Here is a 20,755-nt window from a genome sequence, read left to right as displayed (position 1 = left end):
TTATCAAATGTGCATACACTATATTTTTAATATTAGTTTGAAATTTTTTAAAAAATTTCCGTTTCTTATTTGACGAACGCGCATTTTATGACTAGAATTGCGCTCTATTTTATTCACTCTTAATTGTATTTAGGTAAATTAAAATGAAACGTACATTTCAACCTTCTGTATTAAAACGTAGTCGTACTCACGGTTTCCGTGCTCGTATGGCAACTAAAAATGGCCGTCAAGTTTTAGCGCGTCGCCGTGCTAAAGGTCGTAAAAGTTTATCTGCATAATCACAATTCTTAGTGGTTAAGCTAAACTTTTCAAGGGAGTTACGTTTATTAACTCCCATTCAATTCAAAAATGTTTTCGAACAGCCATTCAGAGCTAGTACTCCCGAAATTACAATCCTTGCTAGAAAAAATAATCTTGAACATCCGCGTTTAGGTTTGACCGTTGCTAAAAAACATTTAAAACGCGCCCACGAGCGTAATCGAATTAAACGCTTAGTACGAGAAAGTTTTCGTTTATCACAGCATCGTTTGCCTGCTTATGATTTTGTTTTTGTAGCTAAAAATGGTATTGGAAAACTCGACAATAATACATTTGCACAAATACTCGAAAAATTATGGCAGAGACACATTCGTTTGGCACAAAAATCTTAATTAAGATTATCCGTCTTTATCAAATTATGATTAGTCCGTTTATTGGGGCTCGTTGTCGGTTTGTGCCTACTTGTTCTTGCTATGGTATTGAAGCATTAAAAACACACGGATTATTAAAAGGTGGTTGGCTTACGCTGAAACGTGTATTAAAATGCCATCCTTTAAACGCAGGTGGATTCGATCCTGTTCCACCAAAAACCAATAATAATGATGAGAAAAAATAATGGACTCAAGACGTAGCCTATTAGTGCTTGCACTGATTTTTATTTCTTTCCTTGTTTATCAGCAATGGCAGTTGGATAAAAATCCACCTGTGCAAACTGAACAAACAACTTCAATAACTGCCACTTCTGACGTTCCGGCAAGTTCCCCTTCTAATTCACAAGCCATAGCTGATTCTCAAACTCGTGGTCGTATTATTACTCTTGAAAACGATGTGTTCCGTTTGAAAATTGATACATTGGGTGGCGATGTAATTAGCTCTGAATTATTAAAATATGATGCAGAATTGGATTCAAAAACACCGTTTGAATTATTAAAAGATACTAAAGAGCATATTTATATTGCGCAAAGTGGTTTAATTGGTAAAAACGGTATTGATACTCGTTCTGGTCGTGCGCAATATCAAATTGAAGGCGATAATTTTAAATTAGCAGAGGGTCAAGAATCTCTTTCTATACCTCTTCTTTTTGAAAAAGATGGCGTAACTTATCAAAAAATCTTCGTATTAAAACGTGGTAGCTACGATTTAGGCGTAGATTACAAGATTGATAACCAAAGTGGTCAAGCCATTGAAGTTGAGCCTTATGGTCAATTGAAACATTCTATTGTTGAAAGCTCTGGTAATGTTGCAATGCCTACTTATACTGGCGGTGCATATTCTTCTTCAGAAACTAACTATAAAAAATATAGTTTTGCTGATATGCAAGATAATAATCTTTCTATTGATACTAAAGCTGGTTGGGTTGCAGTGTTACAACATTATTTCGTTTCTGCGTGGATCCCAAATCAAGATGTAAATAATCAACTTTACACAATTACAGATAGTAAAAATAATGTTGCATCAATTGGTTATCGTGGTCCTGTTGTCACTATTCCTGCTGGTAGCCAAGAGACGATTACAAGTTCATTGTGGACTGGTCCTAAACTTCAAAATCAAATGGCAACTGTCGCAAATAATTTAGATTTAACTGTTGATTATGGTTGGGCTTGGTTTATTGCTAAACCGTTATTCTGGTTATTAACCTTTATTCAAGGGATTGTGTCTAACTGGGGTTTAGCGATTATCTGTGTAACAATTGTAGTGAAAGCAATTTTGTATCCTCTTACGAAAGCACAATATACTTCAATGGCTAAAATGCGTATGTTGCAACCGAAAATTCAAGAAATGCGTGAGCGTTTTGGAGATGATCGCCAACGTATGAGCCAAGAAATGATGAAGCTTTATAAAGAGGAAAAAGTAAATCCACTTGGTGGTTGTTTGCCAATTCTTCTTCAAATGCCAATTTTCATCGCATTATACTGGACGTTCTTAGAAGCCGTTGAATTACGTCATGCACCATTCTTTGGTTGGATCCAAGACTTATCGGCACAAGATCCTTATTACATTTTCCCTATTTTAATGGGTATCTCAATGTTCTTGTTGCAAAAAATGTCTCCAACACCAGTAACTGACCCAACACAACAAAAAGTAATGAATTTTATGCCATTAGTTTTTATGTTCTTTTTCTTGTGGTTCCCTGCAGGTTTAGTGTTGTATTGGTTAGTTTCCAACTTAATTACAATCGCCCAACAGCAATTAATTTATCGTGGTTTAGAGAAAAAAGGGTTGCATTCTCGTAAGAAATAGTCACGAACAGGCAAAAAGAAAGGCACAGAATGTGCCTTTCTTTATTTTACTGCCGTGGGTATACCTACCCTAGGTAGTGTGTACCTACCCTAGGTAGTAGTGTACCTACCCTAAGCAATCAACCGTGGGTAAGTATACCCACGGTTAATTATAGTAATAGTAGTTCCCCTCTGGGGAACGTCAAGCTCTACCCAAAGGGGTAGCACTGGGATAAACCTAGGGTATACCTACCCTAGGCAATCAACCGTGGGTAAGTATACCCACGGTTGATTATAGTAATAATAGTTGCCCTTTGGGGAACATTAAGCTCTACCCCAAAGGGGTAGCACTGGGATAAACCTAGGGTATACCTACCCTAAGTAGTAGTGTACCTACCCTAGGCAATCAACCGTGGGTAAGTATACCCACGGTTAATTATAGTAATAATAGTTCCCCTCTGGGGAACGTCAAGCTCTACCCCAAAGGGGTAGCACTGGGATAAACCTAGGGTATACTTACCCTAGGTAATATCATATTTCCCCAGACAATAATAGGTTTTATATGAAAGAAACAATCGTTGCTCAAGCTACTGCGCCAGGTCGTGGTGGTATTGGGATTTTAAGAGTCTCTGGACCTTTAGCAACAGAAGTTGCTCAAGCTATATTAGGTAAATGCCCTAAGCCAAGAATGGCAGATTATCTTCCTTTTAAAGATGCTGATGGCACTATTTTAGATCAAGGGATTGCGCTTTATTTCAAATCGCCAAATTCATTTACTGGTGAAGATGTATTGGAATTGCAAGGTCACGGTGGGCAGGTTGTATTAGATTTATTACTCAAACGTATTTTACAAATTGACGGAATCCGTTTGGCGAGACCAGGCGAGTTTTCTGAACAAGCTTTTTTGAATGATAAATTTGATCTTGCCCAAGCAGAGGCCATTGCAGATTTAATTGATGCAACATCAGAACAAGCGGCACGCTCAGCATTGAAATCCTTACAAGGCGAGTTTTCTAAAAAAGTAAATGAATTGGTTGATTCTGTGATTTATTTACGTACTTATGTGGAAGCAAGCATTGATTTTCCTGATGAGGAAATTGATTTCTTGGCGGATGGAAAAATTGAAGCAAACTTACGTGGTATTATTAATCAGCTAGAAAATGTTCGTTCTGAAGCTAAACAAGGTTCTATTTTACGTGAAGGTATGAAAGTCGTGATTGCCGGTCGTCCGAATGCAGGCAAATCGAGTTTGCTTAATGCACTTGCTGGTCGCGAAGCGGCTATCGTTACGGATATTGCAGGTACAACCCGTGATGTATTGCGTGAGCATATTCATATTGATGGTATGCCATTGCATATTATTGATACCGCAGGTCTTCGAGATGCAACCGATGAAGTGGAGCGAATTGGGATTTCTCGTGCTTGGACAGAGATTGAGCAAGCCGATCGTATTATTTTGATGTTAGATAGTAGCGATCCTGAAAGTGTAGATTTAACCAAAGTGCGGTCAGAATTTTTAGCAAAATTACCCTCAACCTTGCCAGTTACTATTGTTAGAAACAAAATTGATTTAAATGGCGAACAAGCAAGTGAAAGCGAACAGGGTGGTTATCAAATTATTAGTCTTTCTGCTCAAACGCATGATGGTGTAAAACTTTTACGTGAGCATTTGAAACAAGCAATGGGTTTTCAAACAGGTATCGAAGGGGGATTTTTAGCTCGTCGTCGTCATTTAGATGCACTTGAGAAAGCCGCAGAGCATTTACAAATCGGTTTGGTTCAACTTACTGAATTTCACGCGGGAGAACTTTTAGCGGAAGAATTACGCTTAGTTCAAAGCTATTTAAGTGAAATTACGGGTCAATTCACATCTGATGATTTACTCGGTAATATTTTTAGCTCTTTCTGCATTGGAAAATAGGAAGGATAAAGTGCGGTCATTTTCTTGGGCAAAAATTCAAATCAAAAGCGGCAATATTTGGTAGGGTCTTGTTGACAGAAATTAGTATTAGCTTGCTTTACGAACTAGGTGTTTTCACTTTTTAAGATGCTAATTTTTTACGTTTAGATTATAATCGGGAAAATTTTATATTTATAACAAGGGTTATAGAATGTTAATTGAAAAAATGCACAATTTAACAAACTCAAAGATTTCTAAATTTATCTTAGGTTTGATTACTGTATCGTTTTTAGTTGGTGGAATGTCTGGCTATCTTTTTAGCTCAAATGATACTTATGCGGCAAAAGTGAACGGCGAAGTGATTTCTCAACAAGATTTTTTAAATCGCTATAATCAAGAATTTGAAATACGCGCACAACGTGAGGGAGAGGCGTTTATGGGTCAGTCCGATTCTCCTGAATTTGTTACCGCACTTCGTCAAAACATCGTTAATCTAATGATTGATCAAGAATTACTTCGCCAATATGTTAAAGAATTAAAATTAGGCGTGAGTGATGAAATGATTAAACGTGCAATCGTGACTGATCCTAATTTTCAAGTAAAGGGTAAATTTGATAATTCTGTTTATCAACGAATATTACAACAAAATCATTTAACGTCAGATGGTTACGCTTCAATTTTACGTGCTTCGTTACCTCTTGAACAAATACAAAATGGCGTTGCTAACAGTGAATTTATTGTTCCTGCTCAAGTAAAAAATAGTGCAGAAATTTTCTTTCAAAAGCGTTTAGCTCGTTTAGCAACTTTATCTCTTGCAGATGAAATGGCAAAACAATCAGTATCTGATGATGAAATCAAAACTTATTATGAAGCTAATCAAAAATCTTTTGTTCAGCCAGAGCAGGTTAAAGTTCAGTATATTGATCTTTCTGCAGATAACATAAGTAAAAATCTTCAAGTTACAGATATAGAAATTGCACAATATTATCAAGATAATAAAGCACAATTTATGACTCAGCGTTTAGCACATATTCAATTTGCAAATGAACAAGATGCGAAAGTGGCTTATGAGGAATTACAGAAAGGGGCAAATTTCGCTGATGTCGCTAAAACGAAATCTTTGGATAAAATTTCTGGCGAGAATGGCGGGGATTTAGGCTGGGTAAATGCGAATGAATTACCAAAAGCCTTTGAAGATGCCGCAGCTGCATTGCAGGTAGGGCAATATAGCCAACCAATCAATGTGGACGGCAATTACCATATTGTGTTAGTACAAGAACGTAAAGCGCAAAGTTTAGAGAATGTGAAAGCTCAAATTGCAGATTTAGTTCGTAAATCTTTGATGGAGAGTCGTTATTTTTCTTTAGAAAAACAAGCGAGTGATAAGGCTTTTGAAGACAGTAAGTCTCTTAATACTGCAGCACAAGCAGCAGGTGTTAAGGTTCAAGAGAGCGGATATTTTTCTCGTCAAAATGTGCCAGCTGGATTAAATTTCCCTAATGTTATTTACACAATATTTGAATCAGATACTACGAATGTTGGTATGAATTCTGAACCAATTAATGTAGGCGATTATCACACAATTATTGTACGTGTGTTAGATCGCAAAGCAGAGGGCGTAAAAAGTTTAGAAGAGGCTAAAATAGATATTGAAACTTTCTTAAAACGTCAGAAAGCTGAGAATGTGCTTAATGAAAAAGCACAACAAGCAGTGAAAAAATTAAGTGAAAACCCTGAATCAAAAATAGATGGCATTAATTTCTCAAGTGAGCAGACTTTTACGTTAAGTGAAAATAAAGATCCTATTTTAACAAATGGTATATTTTCAATTGCTAAACCAAAATCAAATGAAGCTCTTTATCAAGTGGTGCATAATTCAAATGGCGATGTGGTTGTTGTTGCCTTGAATAAGGTTGAACAAAGCAGTTTAAGTGAAAAAGAATTGTCGCAATTTGGTATGCAATTATTGCGTAGTCATCAATCTGAATTACAACTTCAGTTAATACAGGGATTACGTGAGAGAGCGAAAATTGAGGTAAATGACTCTTTCATCAATCAAGATGATGAAGTGCAACAATAACAGGTTAAATGATAATTTGAGATAAATTTTGCTCAAAAGTGCGGTAAATTTCACCGCACTTTTTTACTTTTGTGCAAAAGGAAGTTAATGATGTTCGGGAAAAAAATAATTCATTCCAAAACAATATGGTTTTATTTTTTATTGTTTCTCTTTTCCATATTTACCAATATGGGATTAGGCAATGTATTAAGTGAGAATATTCCCGTTTCAGATTACGCAATTTTATTTGTTATCACGGCGATTTCTTTTTATTTTACCCCTTGGCTTGGGCGAATATTAATTACTGTATTATTCCTCAGTGCGCTATTTTATTGCTCTGCTGGTTTTTTCTATGGAATTCCATCTTTGGGGATTATCGCTTCTGTTTATGAAACGAATATTAATGAAACCTTAGAATATTACACAACCATTCCTTTTTGGATATTTTTATTTCAAGTTAGTTATATCATTTTATTTGTTGCTTTAATGAAATTAAGTTTTTATGTTAAACAACAAGCATTTAAATGGCTAAATATGGTTGTTATCAGCCTATTATTAGTTTTTTCTTATAATCAATTTTCTAATTGGAACTACGCCTATAAATTCCGTTTTTATCCCGTTCTTTTTTATTCTGAATTTGATCGAATGAATGATCTGTATTTAGAACAACGAGATTTTCTAAATCAATCCGTTAATGCGCCGTCTCAATGGGATATTCAATCTTTTACGCCAAAATATAAAAATTATATTTTAATTATTGGTGAAAGTATGCGAAAAGATTATATGTCGTTATATGGCTTTCCACTGAAAACTACGCCATTTTTAGAGCGTGTGAAAGGCACAGTTTTTGAAAATTATTATTCTGCAGCACCGAATACGCAACCGTCTTTACAACACACCCTATATCGAGCAGAAAAAGGGGAAACGGTTTATACGGATAATATTATTTCTTTAGCCAAAAAAGCGGGCGTGAAAACTTATTGGATTTCTAATCAAGGCAAAATTGGGGAATTTGATACGATGGCCTCTCGTATTGGTCAAAGTGCAGATGAAACGATTTTTATGAAGCCGTTAGGTTATAACTCTAAAAAAGTTTATGACGATGAAATGTTGCCTGTATTAGATAAAGCCTTAAAAGAAAATATTACGAATCCAAAATTAATTGTGATTCATTTAATGGGCTCACATCCAGCCTTTTGTGAGCGTCTTCCGTACGAGGTTAAAAATTATTTTATTAATCAATCTATGTCTTGTTATTTAGAATCGATTAAATATACGGATCAGTTTTTAGAAAAATTAAATTCGCAGTTAGTATCGCAAAATGAACCCTATTCGGTGATTTACTTTTCTGATCATGGGCTTGCTCATTATGAGGATTCTGAAGGTTTATCATTGCATCCAAATAATCTTTATAAACAAAATTATGAAATTCCTTTCGTTATGTTTTCGAGTGATAGTAAAAAGCTAGAAAAAATAAAAATGCCACAATCGGCATTTAATTTTGTTTATGGTTTTGCTGATTGGATGGGAATTAAGGAAAAACATTTACAAGGCGTGGATTTCTTCCATCCTGAAAAACAGGAAATTAAGGTATTTGATTGGAATAACGTTGTAAATGTTAAAGAGTTGGCTGATGATCCAGCAAAATTACCAGAAGCCGTTCAGTAAATGAGATCGTGCTTTATCATTTATCGGCTTGTGCTAGAATGAGCGGAATTTTTTTAAAAGGGAAATAGTATGTCCAAAAAATCAGGGCTTTCGTTTTTATGGTTAAGTGCGGTCGCTTTTGTGGTTGATTTGCTCACTAAATACATTGTGGTACAAAAATTTGATTTGTATGAAAGTGTTAATGTGCTGCCTGTTTTTAACCTGACTTATGTTCGCAATTATGGCGCAGCATTTAGTTTCTTGGCAGATCATAGTGGCTGGCAACAATATTTCTTTATTTTGTTGGCATTGGCTATTTCAGGCATGTTGGTTTATTTTTTAGCAAAAAATAATGCCGAACAAAAAATCCAAAATTCTGCTTATGCACTGATTATTGGTGGTGCATTAGCGAATATGGCAGATCGCGCTTACAATGGTTTCGTCGTGGATTTCTTTGATTTCTATTGGGATATTTATCATTATCCAGTGTTTAATATCGCCGATATTGCCATTTGTATTGGTGCAGGGTTGTTAGCATTGGATGCGTTTAAGAGCGAAAAGAAAAAAGTACAAGATAAACAAGTAGAAAAGTGCGGTCAGAAATGAAGATAATTTTAGCCAATCCACGAGGATTCTGTGCCGGTGTAGACCGTGCTATTAGTATTGTTGAACTCGCCTTAGAAATTCATGGCGCACCGATTTATGTTCGTCATGAAGTGGTGCATAACCGATTTGTTGTGAACGGATTGCGTGATCGTGGTGCGATCTTCGTGGAAGAATTAAGCGAGGTACCTGATGGTGCGATCGTGATTTTTTCTGCGCACGGTGTATCTCAAGCCGTTCGACAAGAAGCGAAAGACCGCAATCTCAAAGTATTTGATGCAACCTGTCCTTTGGTGACCAAAGTGCATATGCAAGTTGCTCGTGCAAGTCGAAAGGGAACAAAAGCGATTTTGATTGGACATAAAGGACACCCTGAAGTTGAAGGCACAATGGGGCAGTATAGTAATGAAGATGGCGGAATTTTCTTGATTGAAAAAGTAGAAGATATTGCACGTTTGCCAATGCAAGACAATGATGATTTAACCTTTATGACGCAAACCACTTTATCGCTAGATGATACAGCAGAAACTATTGCTGCATTAAAGGAAAAATATCCCGCTATTCAAGGGCCACATAAAAACGATATTTGTTATGCGACAACCAATCGTCAAGAAGCGGTGCGAGAATTGGCTAAATTATCAGATTTAGTGTTGGTTGTGGGGTCTAAAAACTCATCAAATTCAAATCGTTTAGCTGAATTGGCGTCTCGAATGGGGATTAAATCACAGCTTCTTGATGATCCTTCCGATATTCAAGATGATTGGTTTAATGATGTAAAAACCATAGGGATTACAGCTGGCGCGTCTGCACCCGAAGAATTAGTTCAATCGATTATTTCCCGCTTAAAAGAGTTTGGTGCGGATACTATAGAAGAGCTGCAAGGTTTAGAAGAAAATATGTTCTTTGAGGTGCCAAAAGAGCTGAGAATAAAAGAAGTTAATTAATATTAAGGGCTTGTCGTAAATGATAAGCCCTTTGTTTTTTCATTCAAATTAAGAATTTTTGCGATCGAGATCGCAAAAGTGCGGTCAGTTTCTTGAGGGTTTTTGCAAGGCAGGAAAAAATAGGTGTGTTGATTGTTGATCAACGATTCATATTATAAGGAAACCTCTATGAAATTAATGAAAACATTATTCACTTCGGTTGTATTGTGTGGGTCACTTGCAGCTGGTTCCACTTTTGCTGAAAACAAGGTGGTTGAGCAAACAACTCAAGCTGTTGTGACCACTCAAACGGATTCACAAGTAGCACCAGCTATGATGGGAGATAAATTGAATATTAACATAGCAACTGCCAGTGAAATTCAAAAATCCCTAACTGGCATTGGTGCGAAAAAAGCGGAAGCTATTGTGCAATATCGTGAAAAACACGGTAATTTTACTAATGTAGAACAGCTTTTAGAAGTACAAGGAATTGGCAAAGCAACACTAGAGAAAAATCGTGATCGTATAATCTTTTAATTTTCTAACCTCCAATGAATGCCCTGTTTCACAGGGCTTTTTTATTCTTTACACACAGAATACATTAAAAAGCCGTTGGCAACTTGAGTAAATTTTAATACACTAGCAAGCCTAGTCGGGGTGCAATACGCTGAGATCATACCCGTGAACCTGAAACAGTTAATACTGACGTAGGAAACTAGGAATATAGCCTTATCTCCTTTTCGTCATTATTGCTGCCTTTTAATCATAAATAAGGATGTAATAATGAACCTTCTTAAATTAACCTTAATTTCTACCGCACTTTTTTCCACTGCAGCATTAGCACAATCACAGCAAAGTGTGAACGTATATAGCTACGATTCTTTCACTTCTGAATGGGGTGCGGGGCCAAAAGTAAAACAAGATTTTGAAAAAGCCCATCCACAATGTGCGATTAATTTTACGCCTTTTGAAAGCGGTGGCGTGTTACTTAACCGTGTTCGTTTGGAAGGGAAGAAAACCAAAGCGGATATTGTGCTAGGTTTAGATAACTTTGTTTTAGAACAAGCTGAAAAAACAGGTATTTTTGCACCAAATAACGTGGATTTAACTCCGCTTGATTTACCAACAAAATGGACAAATAAGACCTTCTTGCCTTTCGACTTCGGTAACTATGCTTTTGTGTATGATAAAACCAAATTACAAAACCCACCGAAAAGTTTGAAAGAATTGGTTGAACGCCAAGATCTTCGTGTGATTTATCAAGATCCTCGCACCAGCAGTGTGGGACGTGGTTTATTGGTTTGGATGAATGTAATTTATCCTGAAGATAAAATTCAATCTGCTTGGAAAAATTTAGATAAGCATACGGTAACAGTGGGTAAAGGCTGGTCAGATACTTACGGTGCATTCTTAAAAGGCGAAGCGGATTTAGTATTAAGTTACAGCACATCGCCACTTTATCATCAACTTTTTGAGAAAAAAGATAATTATGCGGCGACAGATTTTGCGGAAGGGCATATTACTCAAGTAGAATTAGCGGCAAGAGTTGCCAACCATCCAAATCAATGTGCGGATGATTTTATGGCATTTTTAATTTCGCCTACAGCACAAAAACATATTGTGACAGCCAATATTATGTTGCCAGTTATTCAAGGCGAAATTGAACCGCATTTTGATGCGCTTAAAGTTCAACAAAAAATGCAAACACCAATTAATCCAACAGTGAATCCTGAGCAGTTAAAAAATTGGATCAGCACTTGGCAAACTACATTAACAAAATAATTTGATGCTGTCGTTATTTCATCATCCACAATTCCGCCTGCGTCATTATGTGGGCGGCGTTGTTGTCATCGGCGTGATTACGCTTTTTTATGGAAGTGCGTTAAGTTCAATCTTTACATTGGGCGATGAATTACAATGGCGAGCTTGGTTTACTGATGATTATCTACAGCATCTGATTCTTTTCAGTTTTGGGCAAGCTTTACTTTCTACCGTTTTATCTATTTTCTTTGGTTTACTTCTCGCTCGGGCATTATTTTATAAGCCATTTTTTGGAAAAAAGTGGTTGTTAAAATTAATGTCGCTAACTTTTGTCTTACCTGCTTTAGTGGCAATTTTTGGTTTGATCGGTATTTATGGTTCAAGCGGTTGGTTAGCTTGGTTTGCTAATCTTTTTGGAATGTCGTGGCAGGGGCATATTTACGGACTGTCGGGAATTTTAATTGCCCACCTTTTTTTCAATATTCCACTGGCAGCACAGCTTTTCTTACAAAGTTTGCAAAGTATCCCTTATCAGCAACGTCAGCTTGCAGCCCAGCTTAATTTACAAGGTTGGCAATTCGTTAAATTGGTGGAGTGGCCTGTTTTTCGTCAGCAATGTTTGCCCACATTTAGCTTGATTTTTATGCTGTGTTTTACCAGTTTTACCGTTGTTCTTACGCTAGGTGGTGGGCCTCAATATACAACATTAGAAACAGCAATCTACCAAGCGATTTTATTTGAATTTGATCTGCCGAAAGCAGCACTTTTTGCTATGTTGCAATTTGTATTTTGCTTGGTTTTATTTAGCTTAACATCGCGTTTTTCGCCTTCTAATCAAAATGGTTTGAGCAATAGTAATATTTGGTTTGAGAAACCTAAAAGTGCGGTCAAAATTTTCCATATTTTGGTTTTACTTGTTTTTGTCTTTTTCCTTTTTTCTCCAGTATTGAATATTCTTATTAGCGCATTGAGTTCATCAAATTTACTCACAGTTTGGCATAATTCTCAGCTATGGCGTGCCTTAGGCTATTCACTTTCTATCGCACCCTTGTCCGCATTACTTGCATTAACGATGGCAATTGCCTTATTGCTTTTATCACGCCGTTTAGAATGGTTGAATTATCAAAAAATATCGCAATTTATTATTAATGCTGGAATGGTAATTTTAGCCATCCCGATTTTAGTACTTGCGATGGGGTTGTTTTTATTATTACAAGATCGTGATTTTTCCAATATTGATTTGTTTATCATCGTTGTGTTTTGTAATGCCTTAAGTGCAATGCCTTTTGTTTTACGTATTTTAAGCGCACCTTTTCATAACAATATGCGTTATTACGAAAATCTGTGTAATAGTCTAGGAATTGTGGGTTGGCAACGTTTTTATCTGATTGAATGGAAAACCTTGCGCGCACCGCTGCGTTATGCTTTTGCTTTAGGTTTAGCGTTATCTCTCGGCGATTTTACGGCGATTGCGTTATTTGGCAATCAAGAGTTTACTTCTCTACCGCATTTGTTATATCAGCAGCTAGGGAATTATCGTAATCAAGATGCAGCTGTAACCGCAGGGATTTTATTATTGCTTTGTGGCATATTGTTTGCCTTTATTCACACATATAGGGATGCCGATGATTTATCTAAATAATGTGATTTTGAATGATAAAACCTTACCGATGTGCTTTAATTTGAGCGTAAATGCTGGCGAACGTGTTGCAATTATTGGCGAAAGTGGCGCGGGGAAAAGTACTTTATTGAATTTAATTGCTGGGTTTGAATTTCCTGCTCAAGGAGAAATTTGGTTAAACGATAAAAATCATACGCGTAGTGCGCCTTACGAGCGTCCTGTTTCTATGCTATTTCAAGAAAATAACTTATTTCCCCATTTGACTGTACAACAAAATCTTGCCTTAGGAATAAAACCCTCTTTAAAATTAACCGCACTTGAGCAGGAAAAAATTGAACAGGCCGCTTGCTCCGTAGGATTGGGCGATTATTTAGAGCGTTTACCGAATTCTCTTTCAGGGGGGCAAAAACAACGAGTGGCATTGGCACGTTGTTTGTTGCGAGATAAGCCAATTTTGTTATTAGATGAGCCTTTTTCTGCATTAGATCAGAAACTTCGGGTAGAAATGCTGGCTTTAATCGCTAAACTTTGTGACGAGAAAGATTTAACATTGCTACTTGTTACCCACCAACCATCGGAATTAATCGGTTCGATAGATCAGATGTTAGTGGTGGAAAATGGTCAGATAAGTCAATTACAAAAAGGGGTGTAAAATTAGTTTCATTCATAACGTTGAATTGATTGTTTCTACCATATACACTAATTCATCAATTAAGAAAGTATAAAAAGCGTGGTGTTTTTAACCGCACTTTCAAAGGAAAAATATGTTAGCGGAAAAATTACAAATTAACTCTATTACACCTCATCCAAGTGTAGAATATTGGTCTGTTTGCAAAGTAGAGGCGTTATTTGAAACGCCATTTTTGGAATTAGTTTACCGAGCAGCGCAAATTCATCGTAAGCATTTTAATCCTCGCACGATTCAGTTATCCACGTTAATGTCTATCAAAACGGGTGGATGCCCAGAAGACTGTGGTTATTGCCCTCAATCAGCCCGTTATCATACTGGCGTACAAAATCAACAGTTATTAGATGTTAATGAAATTATTGCGAAAGCAAAAATTGCGAAAGCGCGTGGTGCAGGGCGTTTTTGTATGGGAGCAGCTTGGCGAGGCCCTAAGCCAAAAGATATTGAGAAAGTCACAGAAATTATTAAAGCAGTGAAATCCCTTGGTTTAGAAACTTGCGGTACCTTTGGTTTATTGCAAGACGGTATGGCAGAAGATTTAAAAGAAGCTGGATTAGATTATTACAATCATAATCTTGATACCGCGCCAGAACATTATGCGGAAGTGATTGGTACACGCCGTTTTGATGATCGTCTTAGCACTTTAGGAAAAGTACGCAAAGCTGGGTTAAAAGTGTGTTGTGGCGGCATTGTGGGGATGAATGAAACTCGTAAAGAACGAGCAGGATTAATCGCGAGCCTTGCAAATCTTGATCCGCAACCTGAGTCAGTGCCGATTAATCAACTCGTTAAGGTTGAAGGTACACCCTTAGCCGATGCGGAAGAATTAGATTGGACGGAGTTTGTGCGAACGATTGCTGTTGCACGTATTACCATGCCAAAAAGTTATGTTCGTCTTTCTGCAGGTCGCAGTGGTATGACTGAAGAAATGCAAGCGATGTGTTTTATGGCGGGGGCAAATTCGATTTTCTATGGCGATAAATTACTTGTTACAGATAATCCAGAAGAAGATGGCGATCAGTTATTAATGGCAAAATTAGATTTAGAGCCAGAAACTGCAGAAAATAAAAAGTTGTAGTTTTCGTTAGATAGCTGAGAAATTAAGTATACATCTATTCCTTTCTTTATTTCATATCTCACAATAATTTTTAATAGCCAATAAAATAGCTCCTTGAATATCAAGGAGCTAATTATATGAATCTTAAAGAATTTCTTTTGCTTTCGCTACCACGTTTTCAACAGTGAAACCAAAGAGTTTAAATAATTGATCTGCTGGTGCGGATTCGCCGAAGCTATTCATACCGACAACACGACCGTTGAATCCAACGTATTTATACCAGAAGTCAGCAATACCCGCTTCAATTGCAACACGTTTTGTTACAGCTGCAGGCAATACGCTTTCACGGTATGCTGCATCTTGTTTATCAAAACGATTAGTGCTTGGCATAGAAACAACACGCACTTTTTTACCTTCAGCACTCAATACATCTGCAGCTTTTACTGCTAATTCCACTTCAGAACCTGTCGCAATGAAGATTAACTCAGGTGTGCCATCACAATCTTTTAACACATAAGCACCACGTTTAACTGCATCTAATTGTGCAGAAGTGCGGTTCATTTGAGCAAGATTTTGACGGGTAAAGATCAACGCACTTGGGCCATCTTGACGTTCAACCGCTTGTTGCCATGCAATAGCAGATTCCACTTGGTCACATGGACGCCATGTTTCAAGGTTTGGAATTAAGCGTAGTGAAGTCGTTTGTTCTACAGGTTGGTGTGTCGGGCCATCTTCGCCTAAACCGATAGAGTCGTGAGTGTAAACGAATAAAGCGCGTTGTTTCATTAATGCCGCCATACGTACCGCATTGTGTGCATACTCGTAGAACATTAAGAAAGTTGCACCATAAGGAATGAAACCTCCGTGTAAAGCAATACCGTTCATAATGGCAGACATACCAAATTCACGCACACCGTAGTTGATGTAGTTACCACCTACGTTTTCATGCGCACGAATCGGTTTAGAACCACTCCATAAGGTTAAGTTAGAGCTTGCTAAGTCTGCAGAACCACCTAAAAATTCAGGTAATACGTGAGCGTACGCCTCGATTGCATTTTGTGATGCTTTACGGCTCGCAATGCTTGCTGGGTTAGCTTGTAATTTTTCAATGAACGTTTTAGATTCTGCCGCCCAATTTGCTGGTAATTCACCGTTTACACGACGTTTAAATTCTGCTGCTAATTCAGGATAGGCTTTTGCATAGGCGGCAAATTTTTCTTCCCAAGATTTTTCTGCTGCTGAGCCTTTCTCTTTTGCAGACCATTCAGCATAGTATTCAGCTGGAATTTCAAATGGCGCATATTCCCAACCAAGTGCTTTGCGAGTTAAAGCGATTTCTTCATCGCCTAATGGTGCACCGTGGCTATCGTGAGAGCCTGATTTATTTGGAGAACCAAAACCAATGATGGTTTTACAAATTATTAACGTTGGTTTTTCTTTTTCTGCTTGAGCAAGAATGGTAGCAGCACGAATTTGCTCTGCATCGTGACCATCTACATTACGAATTACTTGCCAGCCATAAGCTTCAAAACGTGCTGCAGTATCATCGCTGAACCAACCATCAACATGACCATCAATGGAAATATTATTGTCATCGTAGAATGCGATTAATTTACCAAGACCTAATGTTCCTGCTAAAGAGCAAGCTTCGTGTGAAATTCCTTCCATTAAACAGCCATCGCCTAAGAACACATAAGTATGGTGATCGACAATTTCATGGCCTTCACGGTTAAATTGACCTGCAAGTGTTTTTTCTGCAATTGCCATACCAACAGCATTGGTAATACCTTGACCAAGAGGGCCAGTCGTGGTTTCAACACCGGGCGCATAACCATATTCTGGGTGGCCAGGGGTTTTAGAATGTAATTGACGGAATTGTTTTAAATCTTCGATAGAAAGATCATAGCCAGTTAAATGTAAAAGACTATAAATCAACATAGAACCATGGCCGTTAGAAAGTACAAAACGATCTCGGTCAGCCCATTTAGGATTAGTTGGATTGTGTTTTAAAAAGTCGCGCCATAATACTTCAGCAATATCCGCCATCCCCATTGGCGCTCCAGGGTGACCTGATTTCGCTTTTTGTACAGAATCCATTGCTAAGACACGAATTGCATTGGCTAATTGTCTACGAGTTGCCATTTTGTTCTCCTGTGAATATTTTGTTATTTTCCTAATCTTGACAGAAAGTGAGTGCAAATACTTGTAACAATACCTTACAAGGTTACTATGTGAAAATTAGGTGGCAGCTATTTTATACTATTCTGCCTTTATATCCAAAATTGCCCTATTTTATGTTTTAATTGCTCTGCTATCTCTCGACCTGATTTACCAACTAATGCTCTACCCACAATAAACGCTTTCAAATTTTTTGTATTTTTAAACAAATGGAGATCGTCAGGAGTAATACCTCCTGTAATAGATAATTCGATACCTAATGAATCTAATTTTTCTATATTTTCAATATCTTGATTTGACCAACTTAAACCAGATAATTCTGCATCTCTTGAACGGTGATAGATGGCTTGTTTAATACCAAGTTGAAGCCAGTTTTTTACTTCATCAAAATTCCAATTACCATAAAGTTCAATTTGAATTTCCTTTGGTACATCAAGATTAGGTTGAATTTTGTTAAATTCTTCTGCTACTTTTTGACAAGCTGCTTTTGTTGCTGGATGAGCTGCTGCTGATACGGTAAGCCAATCTGCCCCAGCTTCAAATGCCATTTTTGCTAAAGTTGCACCTGCATCTGTTGTTTTAAGATCGCAAACAAGAATGTGATTAGGATATAATGCACGTAATATTCGCATTGCACGCATCCCCTCTGAACATGCAAGAATTGTTCCTACTTCAATAATATCTATATTATGCTCAATCTGTTTTACATCAACTAATGCAGTTTCTAAATATTGAGCATCAAGAGCGATTTGTAATAAAGGTTTTCCCATCATTTTTCCTTAAATAATATGAGGAAGGCAGTATAATTCTGTCCTCAATTTATTGACCATAATAGGCATTTTGACCATGTTTGCGTAGATAATGTTTATCCAATAGATCTTTTTGCATAGGAGATAGATAAGGATTAAGTTGCTGAGAAAATAGGTTCATATAAGCAACTTCTTCTAAAACAACGGCATTATGTACCGCATTATTTGCATCTTTTCCCCAAGCAAATGGACCATGACTATGCACTAATACCGCAGGAATATTATCAGGTTTAATTCCTCTCGAAAGAAAAGTTTCGACAATCACTTTTCCTGTTTCTAATTCGTAGTTACCTTTTATTTCTTTTGTTGTCATTTGACGAGTACAAGGAATCGTGCCGTAAAAATAATCGCCATGTGTAGTTCCCACCTCAATAATATCTAAGCCAGCCTGAGCCCAAATTGTGGCATGTCGAGAATGTGTATGAACAATACCACCAATATGAGGAAATTGTCGATAAAGCTCAAGATGAGTTGGTGTGTCAGAAGAAGGTTTTTTATTGCCTTCAACAATATTTCCTGTAAATAAATCTACGACAACCATATCGTTTTCTGTCATTACATCATAATCTACACCAGATGGTTTAATGACGACTAAATTTTTTTCACGATCAATTGCTGAAACATTACCCCAAGTAAAAGTCACTAAATGATGTTTAGGTAATGCTAAATTGGCTTCAAAAACCTCTTTTTTTAATTGTGCTAACATAATAATCCTGCCTTTTCCATTTGTTGAACTATCCACTTACGAGCTTGAATAATTTCTAATAAGGGTTCTTCATTTTTTTCTGTCCACATTTCAATTAAGAATGCACCTCTGTAATTCAATTTTTTTAATAGGCTAAAAAAATGAACAAAATCAACACATCCTTGACCAAAAGGTACATCTCTAAATTGTCCTTTACTTGTTTCAGTGACGGGGTAAGTATCTTTTAAATGAATAGCTGATATTTTATCTATGCCTAATGTAAGTTCTTCTTCAATATTATTATTCCAAGCACTTAAATTTCCTATGTCTGGGTAAACGGTAAACCACGGAGAATTAATGATGGTATCCCATTTTTTCCAACGAGAAATAGAACTCATAAAAGGCGTATCCATAATTTCGACAGCAAGAGTAACTTGAGCTGATGCAGCAAGAGTTACAGCGAATTCAATACCCTCCTGAAAATATTTGATTGTTTCTTCATCTTGTTTTTCGTAATACACATCATAACCTGCTAACTGTATGGTTCTAATGCCTAAATTCACCGAAAGATCAATGGCTTTTTCCATAATTTCAAAGGATTTTTGACGAATTTTTTTGTCTTTACTGCCAAAAGGGAAGCGACGATGAGCCGACAAGCACATAGAGGGGATAGTTATTCCACTTTGAATAATAGATTGATGCAGAGCTATTCTTTCTGATTTTGTCCAGTTTAAACGAGATAATCTGTCATCGCTTTCATCAATAGACATTTCAATAAATTCAAAGCCACATGCTTTAGCGAGAGATAAACGCTCTTGCCAAGTAATATTTTTCGGTAATGCTTTTTCATAAATACCGATTTTATGTTTTTTCATAACTTTTCCTTTTTTAGTCTAAATTTTTTAATGCTTCAATAAACTTTAAATAGCGATGATATTTATGCTGATATTTACTATATTGATTTTTATCAGGTAAAAATATTTTCCTATCAATATTTAATATTTGAGAAATTTCAACCGCACTTTCGGATTGCATCGCCATCAATGCTGCACCTAAGCAACCAGTTTCTTCAATATTAGGGATTTCTAGTCTCATACCACTTATATCCGCAAGCATTTGCATCCAAACTTCTGATTTTGCTGGTCCACCAGTTACGCGAAGCGTGCTTGCATTAGGAAAACGTACTTGCATTCTTTCTAAATGAGACATTAGGCTAAATATCACACCTTCATAAATTGCTTGGAGTAAATGTATTTGGGTATGATGAGATTGAATTCCATAAAACCCTGCTTGCATACCTAACTTAGCATTAGAGCCATATAAAAAAGGTGCAAATAACACTGAGCTACTTGCGGGTTTAAGTTTTGCAATTTCGTGATTAATGTCATCATAGTTAGGCAAATTAAATTGATTTACAAACCACTCTAAATTACCTGCTGATGTTGGACTTGCTTCATGAATAATGAATTTATTTTTTTCTGCATATTTGCCATACACAAAAGGAATTGTTTGGTTATCATCAATATAATGGGTCACTCCACTAACAACAGACCACGTCCCTAATACAACATTAAGATGTTGATCATCCTTCAAATCAGCACATAATGCAGTGGATACCACATCAAATAATCCTCCAACAACAGGTATTCCTTCTACCAAACCAGATTGTTCTGCTGCTTTGGAAGTTACATATCCTGCAATTTTATTTGATTTAATGATTGGAGGTAATTTATCTATACATTCTGTTATACCGAATAACTTAGCTAACTGAATGTCATATTTTCCTTCTCGCATATTGTAAAAATTAGATTCAGAAATGTTTGTTTCTTCACAATACAATTTTTCAGTTAAACAAAATCGAAGGTAATCGTGAGACATTAAAATCGTATGAATTTGCTCATATCGACTAGGTTCATTTTCTTTTATCCAGCGTAAAATCGAGGCAGGATGTCCCATCCAAAGAGTTTGGCGTGTGATAGGATAAAATTTTTGTAGTATGTTTTCTTTTTGCCAACATTGCACAATTTCGCGTGCCCGTTGGTCAGATGATAAGATTGCTCGCCCTAATGGTTTATTATCTTTGTCTAAAAAAAACGCGCCTTTACCCTGTGCAGAAATACCAATAGCTTTTATTTGTTGAGGCAAAATACTACTTTGTCTTATAGTTTTCTGAATAACTTGTGCGCAAAGATTCCATAATTCATCCATATCCCGTTCAGCATAACCGGGTTTTTCACTAATAATAGGAATATTTCTGCGTGCAATACTTTGTAGAGTACCATTTTGATCAAAAATCGCTGCTTTTATAAACGTACCACCACAATCAATACCAAGATAGTAGTGCATA

The 20,755-nt window shown here is 36.7% G+C and carries 19 protein-coding genes and 1 riboswitch; of the genes, 14 read left to right on the top strand and 5 right to left on the bottom strand.

Features of this window, described 5'->3' with window-relative positions; all coding sequences use genetic code 11:
* The first annotated feature begins 143 nt into the window (after positions 1-143).
* The 14 genes from rpmH (at position 144) to bioB (ending at position 14,757) form a co-directional block, all read left to right on the top strand.
* Complete coding sequence (rpmH, locus tag ACPT8Q_RS09525; RefSeq protein ID WP_005539760.1) at positions 144-278, top strand: 50S ribosomal protein L34; 135 nt, start codon at positions 144-146, stop codon at positions 276-278.
* A 12-nt stretch (positions 279-290) separates the two neighbouring features.
* Positions 291-650 (top strand): ribonuclease P protein component, encoded by a 360-nt coding sequence (gene rnpA / locus ACPT8Q_RS09520; RefSeq protein WP_005647913.1) that lies wholly within the window; start codon positions 291-293, stop codon positions 648-650.
* Entirely contained in the window at positions 614-874 is a 261-nt protein-coding gene (gene yidD, locus ACPT8Q_RS09515) for a membrane protein insertion efficiency factor YidD (RefSeq protein WP_005659282.1), read from the top strand. The genes rnpA and yidD overlap by 37 nt, the downstream gene beginning before the upstream one ends.
* Positions 874-2,499 carry a membrane protein insertase YidC gene (gene yidC / locus ACPT8Q_RS09510; RefSeq protein ID WP_050948649.1) on the top strand — a complete coding sequence of 542 codons (1,626 nt, stop codon included), beginning with the start codon at positions 874-876 and terminating at the stop codon, positions 2,497-2,499. Before yidD ends, yidC begins: the two co-directional genes overlap by 1 nt.
* A gap of 540 nt (positions 2,500-3,039) precedes the next feature.
* Positions 3,040-4,398 carry a tRNA uridine-5-carboxymethylaminomethyl(34) synthesis GTPase MnmE gene (gene mnmE / locus ACPT8Q_RS09505; protein ID WP_050948648.1) on the top strand — a complete coding sequence of 453 codons (1,359 nt, stop codon included), beginning with the start codon at positions 3,040-3,042 and terminating at the stop codon, positions 4,396-4,398.
* A gap of 190 nt (positions 4,399-4,588) precedes the next feature.
* A complete protein-coding gene (locus ACPT8Q_RS09500; protein WP_050948647.1) occupies positions 4,589-6,457 on the top strand; it encodes a SurA N-terminal domain-containing protein in 1,869 nt (622 codons plus the stop codon).
* An 87-nt stretch (positions 6,458-6,544) separates the two neighbouring features.
* Positions 6,545-8,104: a phosphoethanolamine transferase gene (locus ACPT8Q_RS09495; RefSeq protein ID WP_050948646.1), complete on the top strand. Its 1,560-nt coding sequence runs from the start codon at positions 6,545-6,547 to the stop codon at positions 8,102-8,104.
* Between the two features lie 69 nt (positions 8,105-8,173).
* Positions 8,174-8,689, top strand: coding sequence for a signal peptidase II (gene lspA / locus ACPT8Q_RS09490; protein WP_050948645.1), 516 nt, complete (start codon positions 8,174-8,176; stop codon positions 8,687-8,689).
* Entirely contained in the window at positions 8,686-9,630 is a 945-nt protein-coding gene (gene ispH / locus ACPT8Q_RS09485) for a 4-hydroxy-3-methylbut-2-enyl diphosphate reductase (RefSeq protein WP_005659294.1), read from the top strand. Before lspA ends, ispH begins: the two co-directional genes overlap by 4 nt.
* Before the next feature lie 168 nt (positions 9,631-9,798).
* Positions 9,799-10,146: a helix-hairpin-helix domain-containing protein gene (locus tag ACPT8Q_RS09480; RefSeq protein ID WP_050948644.1), complete on the top strand. Its 348-nt coding sequence runs from the start codon at positions 9,799-9,801 to the stop codon at positions 10,144-10,146.
* A 106-nt stretch (positions 10,147-10,252) separates the two neighbouring features.
* Positions 10,253-10,340, top strand: a riboswitch (TPP riboswitch).
* A gap of 52 nt (positions 10,341-10,392) precedes the next feature.
* Complete coding sequence (gene thiB / locus ACPT8Q_RS09475; RefSeq protein WP_050948643.1) at positions 10,393-11,391, top strand: thiamine ABC transporter substrate binding subunit; 999 nt, start codon at positions 10,393-10,395, stop codon at positions 11,389-11,391.
* A 4-nt stretch (positions 11,392-11,395) separates the two neighbouring features.
* Complete coding sequence (gene thiP / locus ACPT8Q_RS09470; protein ID WP_050948642.1) at positions 11,396-13,012, top strand: thiamine/thiamine pyrophosphate ABC transporter permease; 1,617 nt, start codon at positions 11,396-11,398, stop codon at positions 13,010-13,012.
* Positions 12,996-13,643, top strand: coding sequence for a thiamine ABC transporter ATP-binding protein (thiQ, locus tag ACPT8Q_RS09465; protein WP_005669738.1), 648 nt, complete (start codon positions 12,996-12,998; stop codon positions 13,641-13,643). Before thiP ends, thiQ begins: the two co-directional genes overlap by 17 nt.
* A gap of 112 nt (positions 13,644-13,755) precedes the next feature.
* On the top strand, positions 13,756-14,757 hold the full coding sequence (gene bioB, locus ACPT8Q_RS09460; RefSeq protein ID WP_014550962.1) for a biotin synthase BioB: 1,002 nt from the start codon (positions 13,756-13,758) through the stop codon (positions 14,755-14,757).
* 123 nt (positions 14,758-14,880) lie between these two features.
* Here bioB and tkt read toward each other — a convergent pair whose 3' ends face one another.
* From tkt to ACPT8Q_RS09435, 5 genes are all read right to left on the bottom strand, one after another.
* Positions 14,881-16,878, bottom strand: coding sequence for a transketolase (tkt, locus tag ACPT8Q_RS09455; protein WP_061671261.1), 1,998 nt, complete (start codon positions 16,876-16,878; stop codon positions 14,881-14,883).
* Between the two features lie 128 nt (positions 16,879-17,006).
* Positions 17,007-17,684: a 3-keto-L-gulonate-6-phosphate decarboxylase UlaD gene (locus ACPT8Q_RS09450; RefSeq protein ID WP_050948640.1), complete on the bottom strand. Its 678-nt coding sequence runs from the start codon at positions 17,682-17,684 to the stop codon at positions 17,007-17,009.
* A 49-nt stretch (positions 17,685-17,733) separates the two neighbouring features.
* Positions 17,734-18,429: an L-ribulose-5-phosphate 4-epimerase gene (gene araD / locus ACPT8Q_RS09445; protein WP_042611468.1), complete on the bottom strand. Its 696-nt coding sequence runs from the start codon at positions 18,427-18,429 to the stop codon at positions 17,734-17,736.
* The gene (locus ACPT8Q_RS09440; protein ID WP_005647851.1) at positions 18,423-19,283 is read right to left on the bottom strand and encodes an L-ribulose-5-phosphate 3-epimerase; all 861 of its coding nucleotides are present in this window, start codon (positions 19,281-19,283) and stop codon (positions 18,423-18,425) included. The genes araD and ACPT8Q_RS09440 overlap by 7 nt, the downstream gene beginning before the upstream one ends.
* A gap of 13 nt (positions 19,284-19,296) precedes the next feature.
* On the bottom strand, positions 19,297-20,754 hold the full coding sequence (locus ACPT8Q_RS09435) for an FGGY-family carbohydrate kinase (protein WP_050948639.1): 1,458 nt from the start codon (positions 20,752-20,754) through the stop codon (positions 19,297-19,299).
* Position 20,755 lies beyond the last annotated feature (1 nt).

This window comes from Haemophilus sp. HN_Hi10 (assembly GCF_049821985.1).
Taxonomy (GTDB): domain Bacteria; phylum Pseudomonadota; class Gammaproteobacteria; order Enterobacterales; family Pasteurellaceae; genus Haemophilus; species Haemophilus influenzae_D.
The sequence above is the reverse complement of the archived record's forward strand: the minus strand, read 5'-3'. Positions and strand labels throughout refer to the sequence as shown.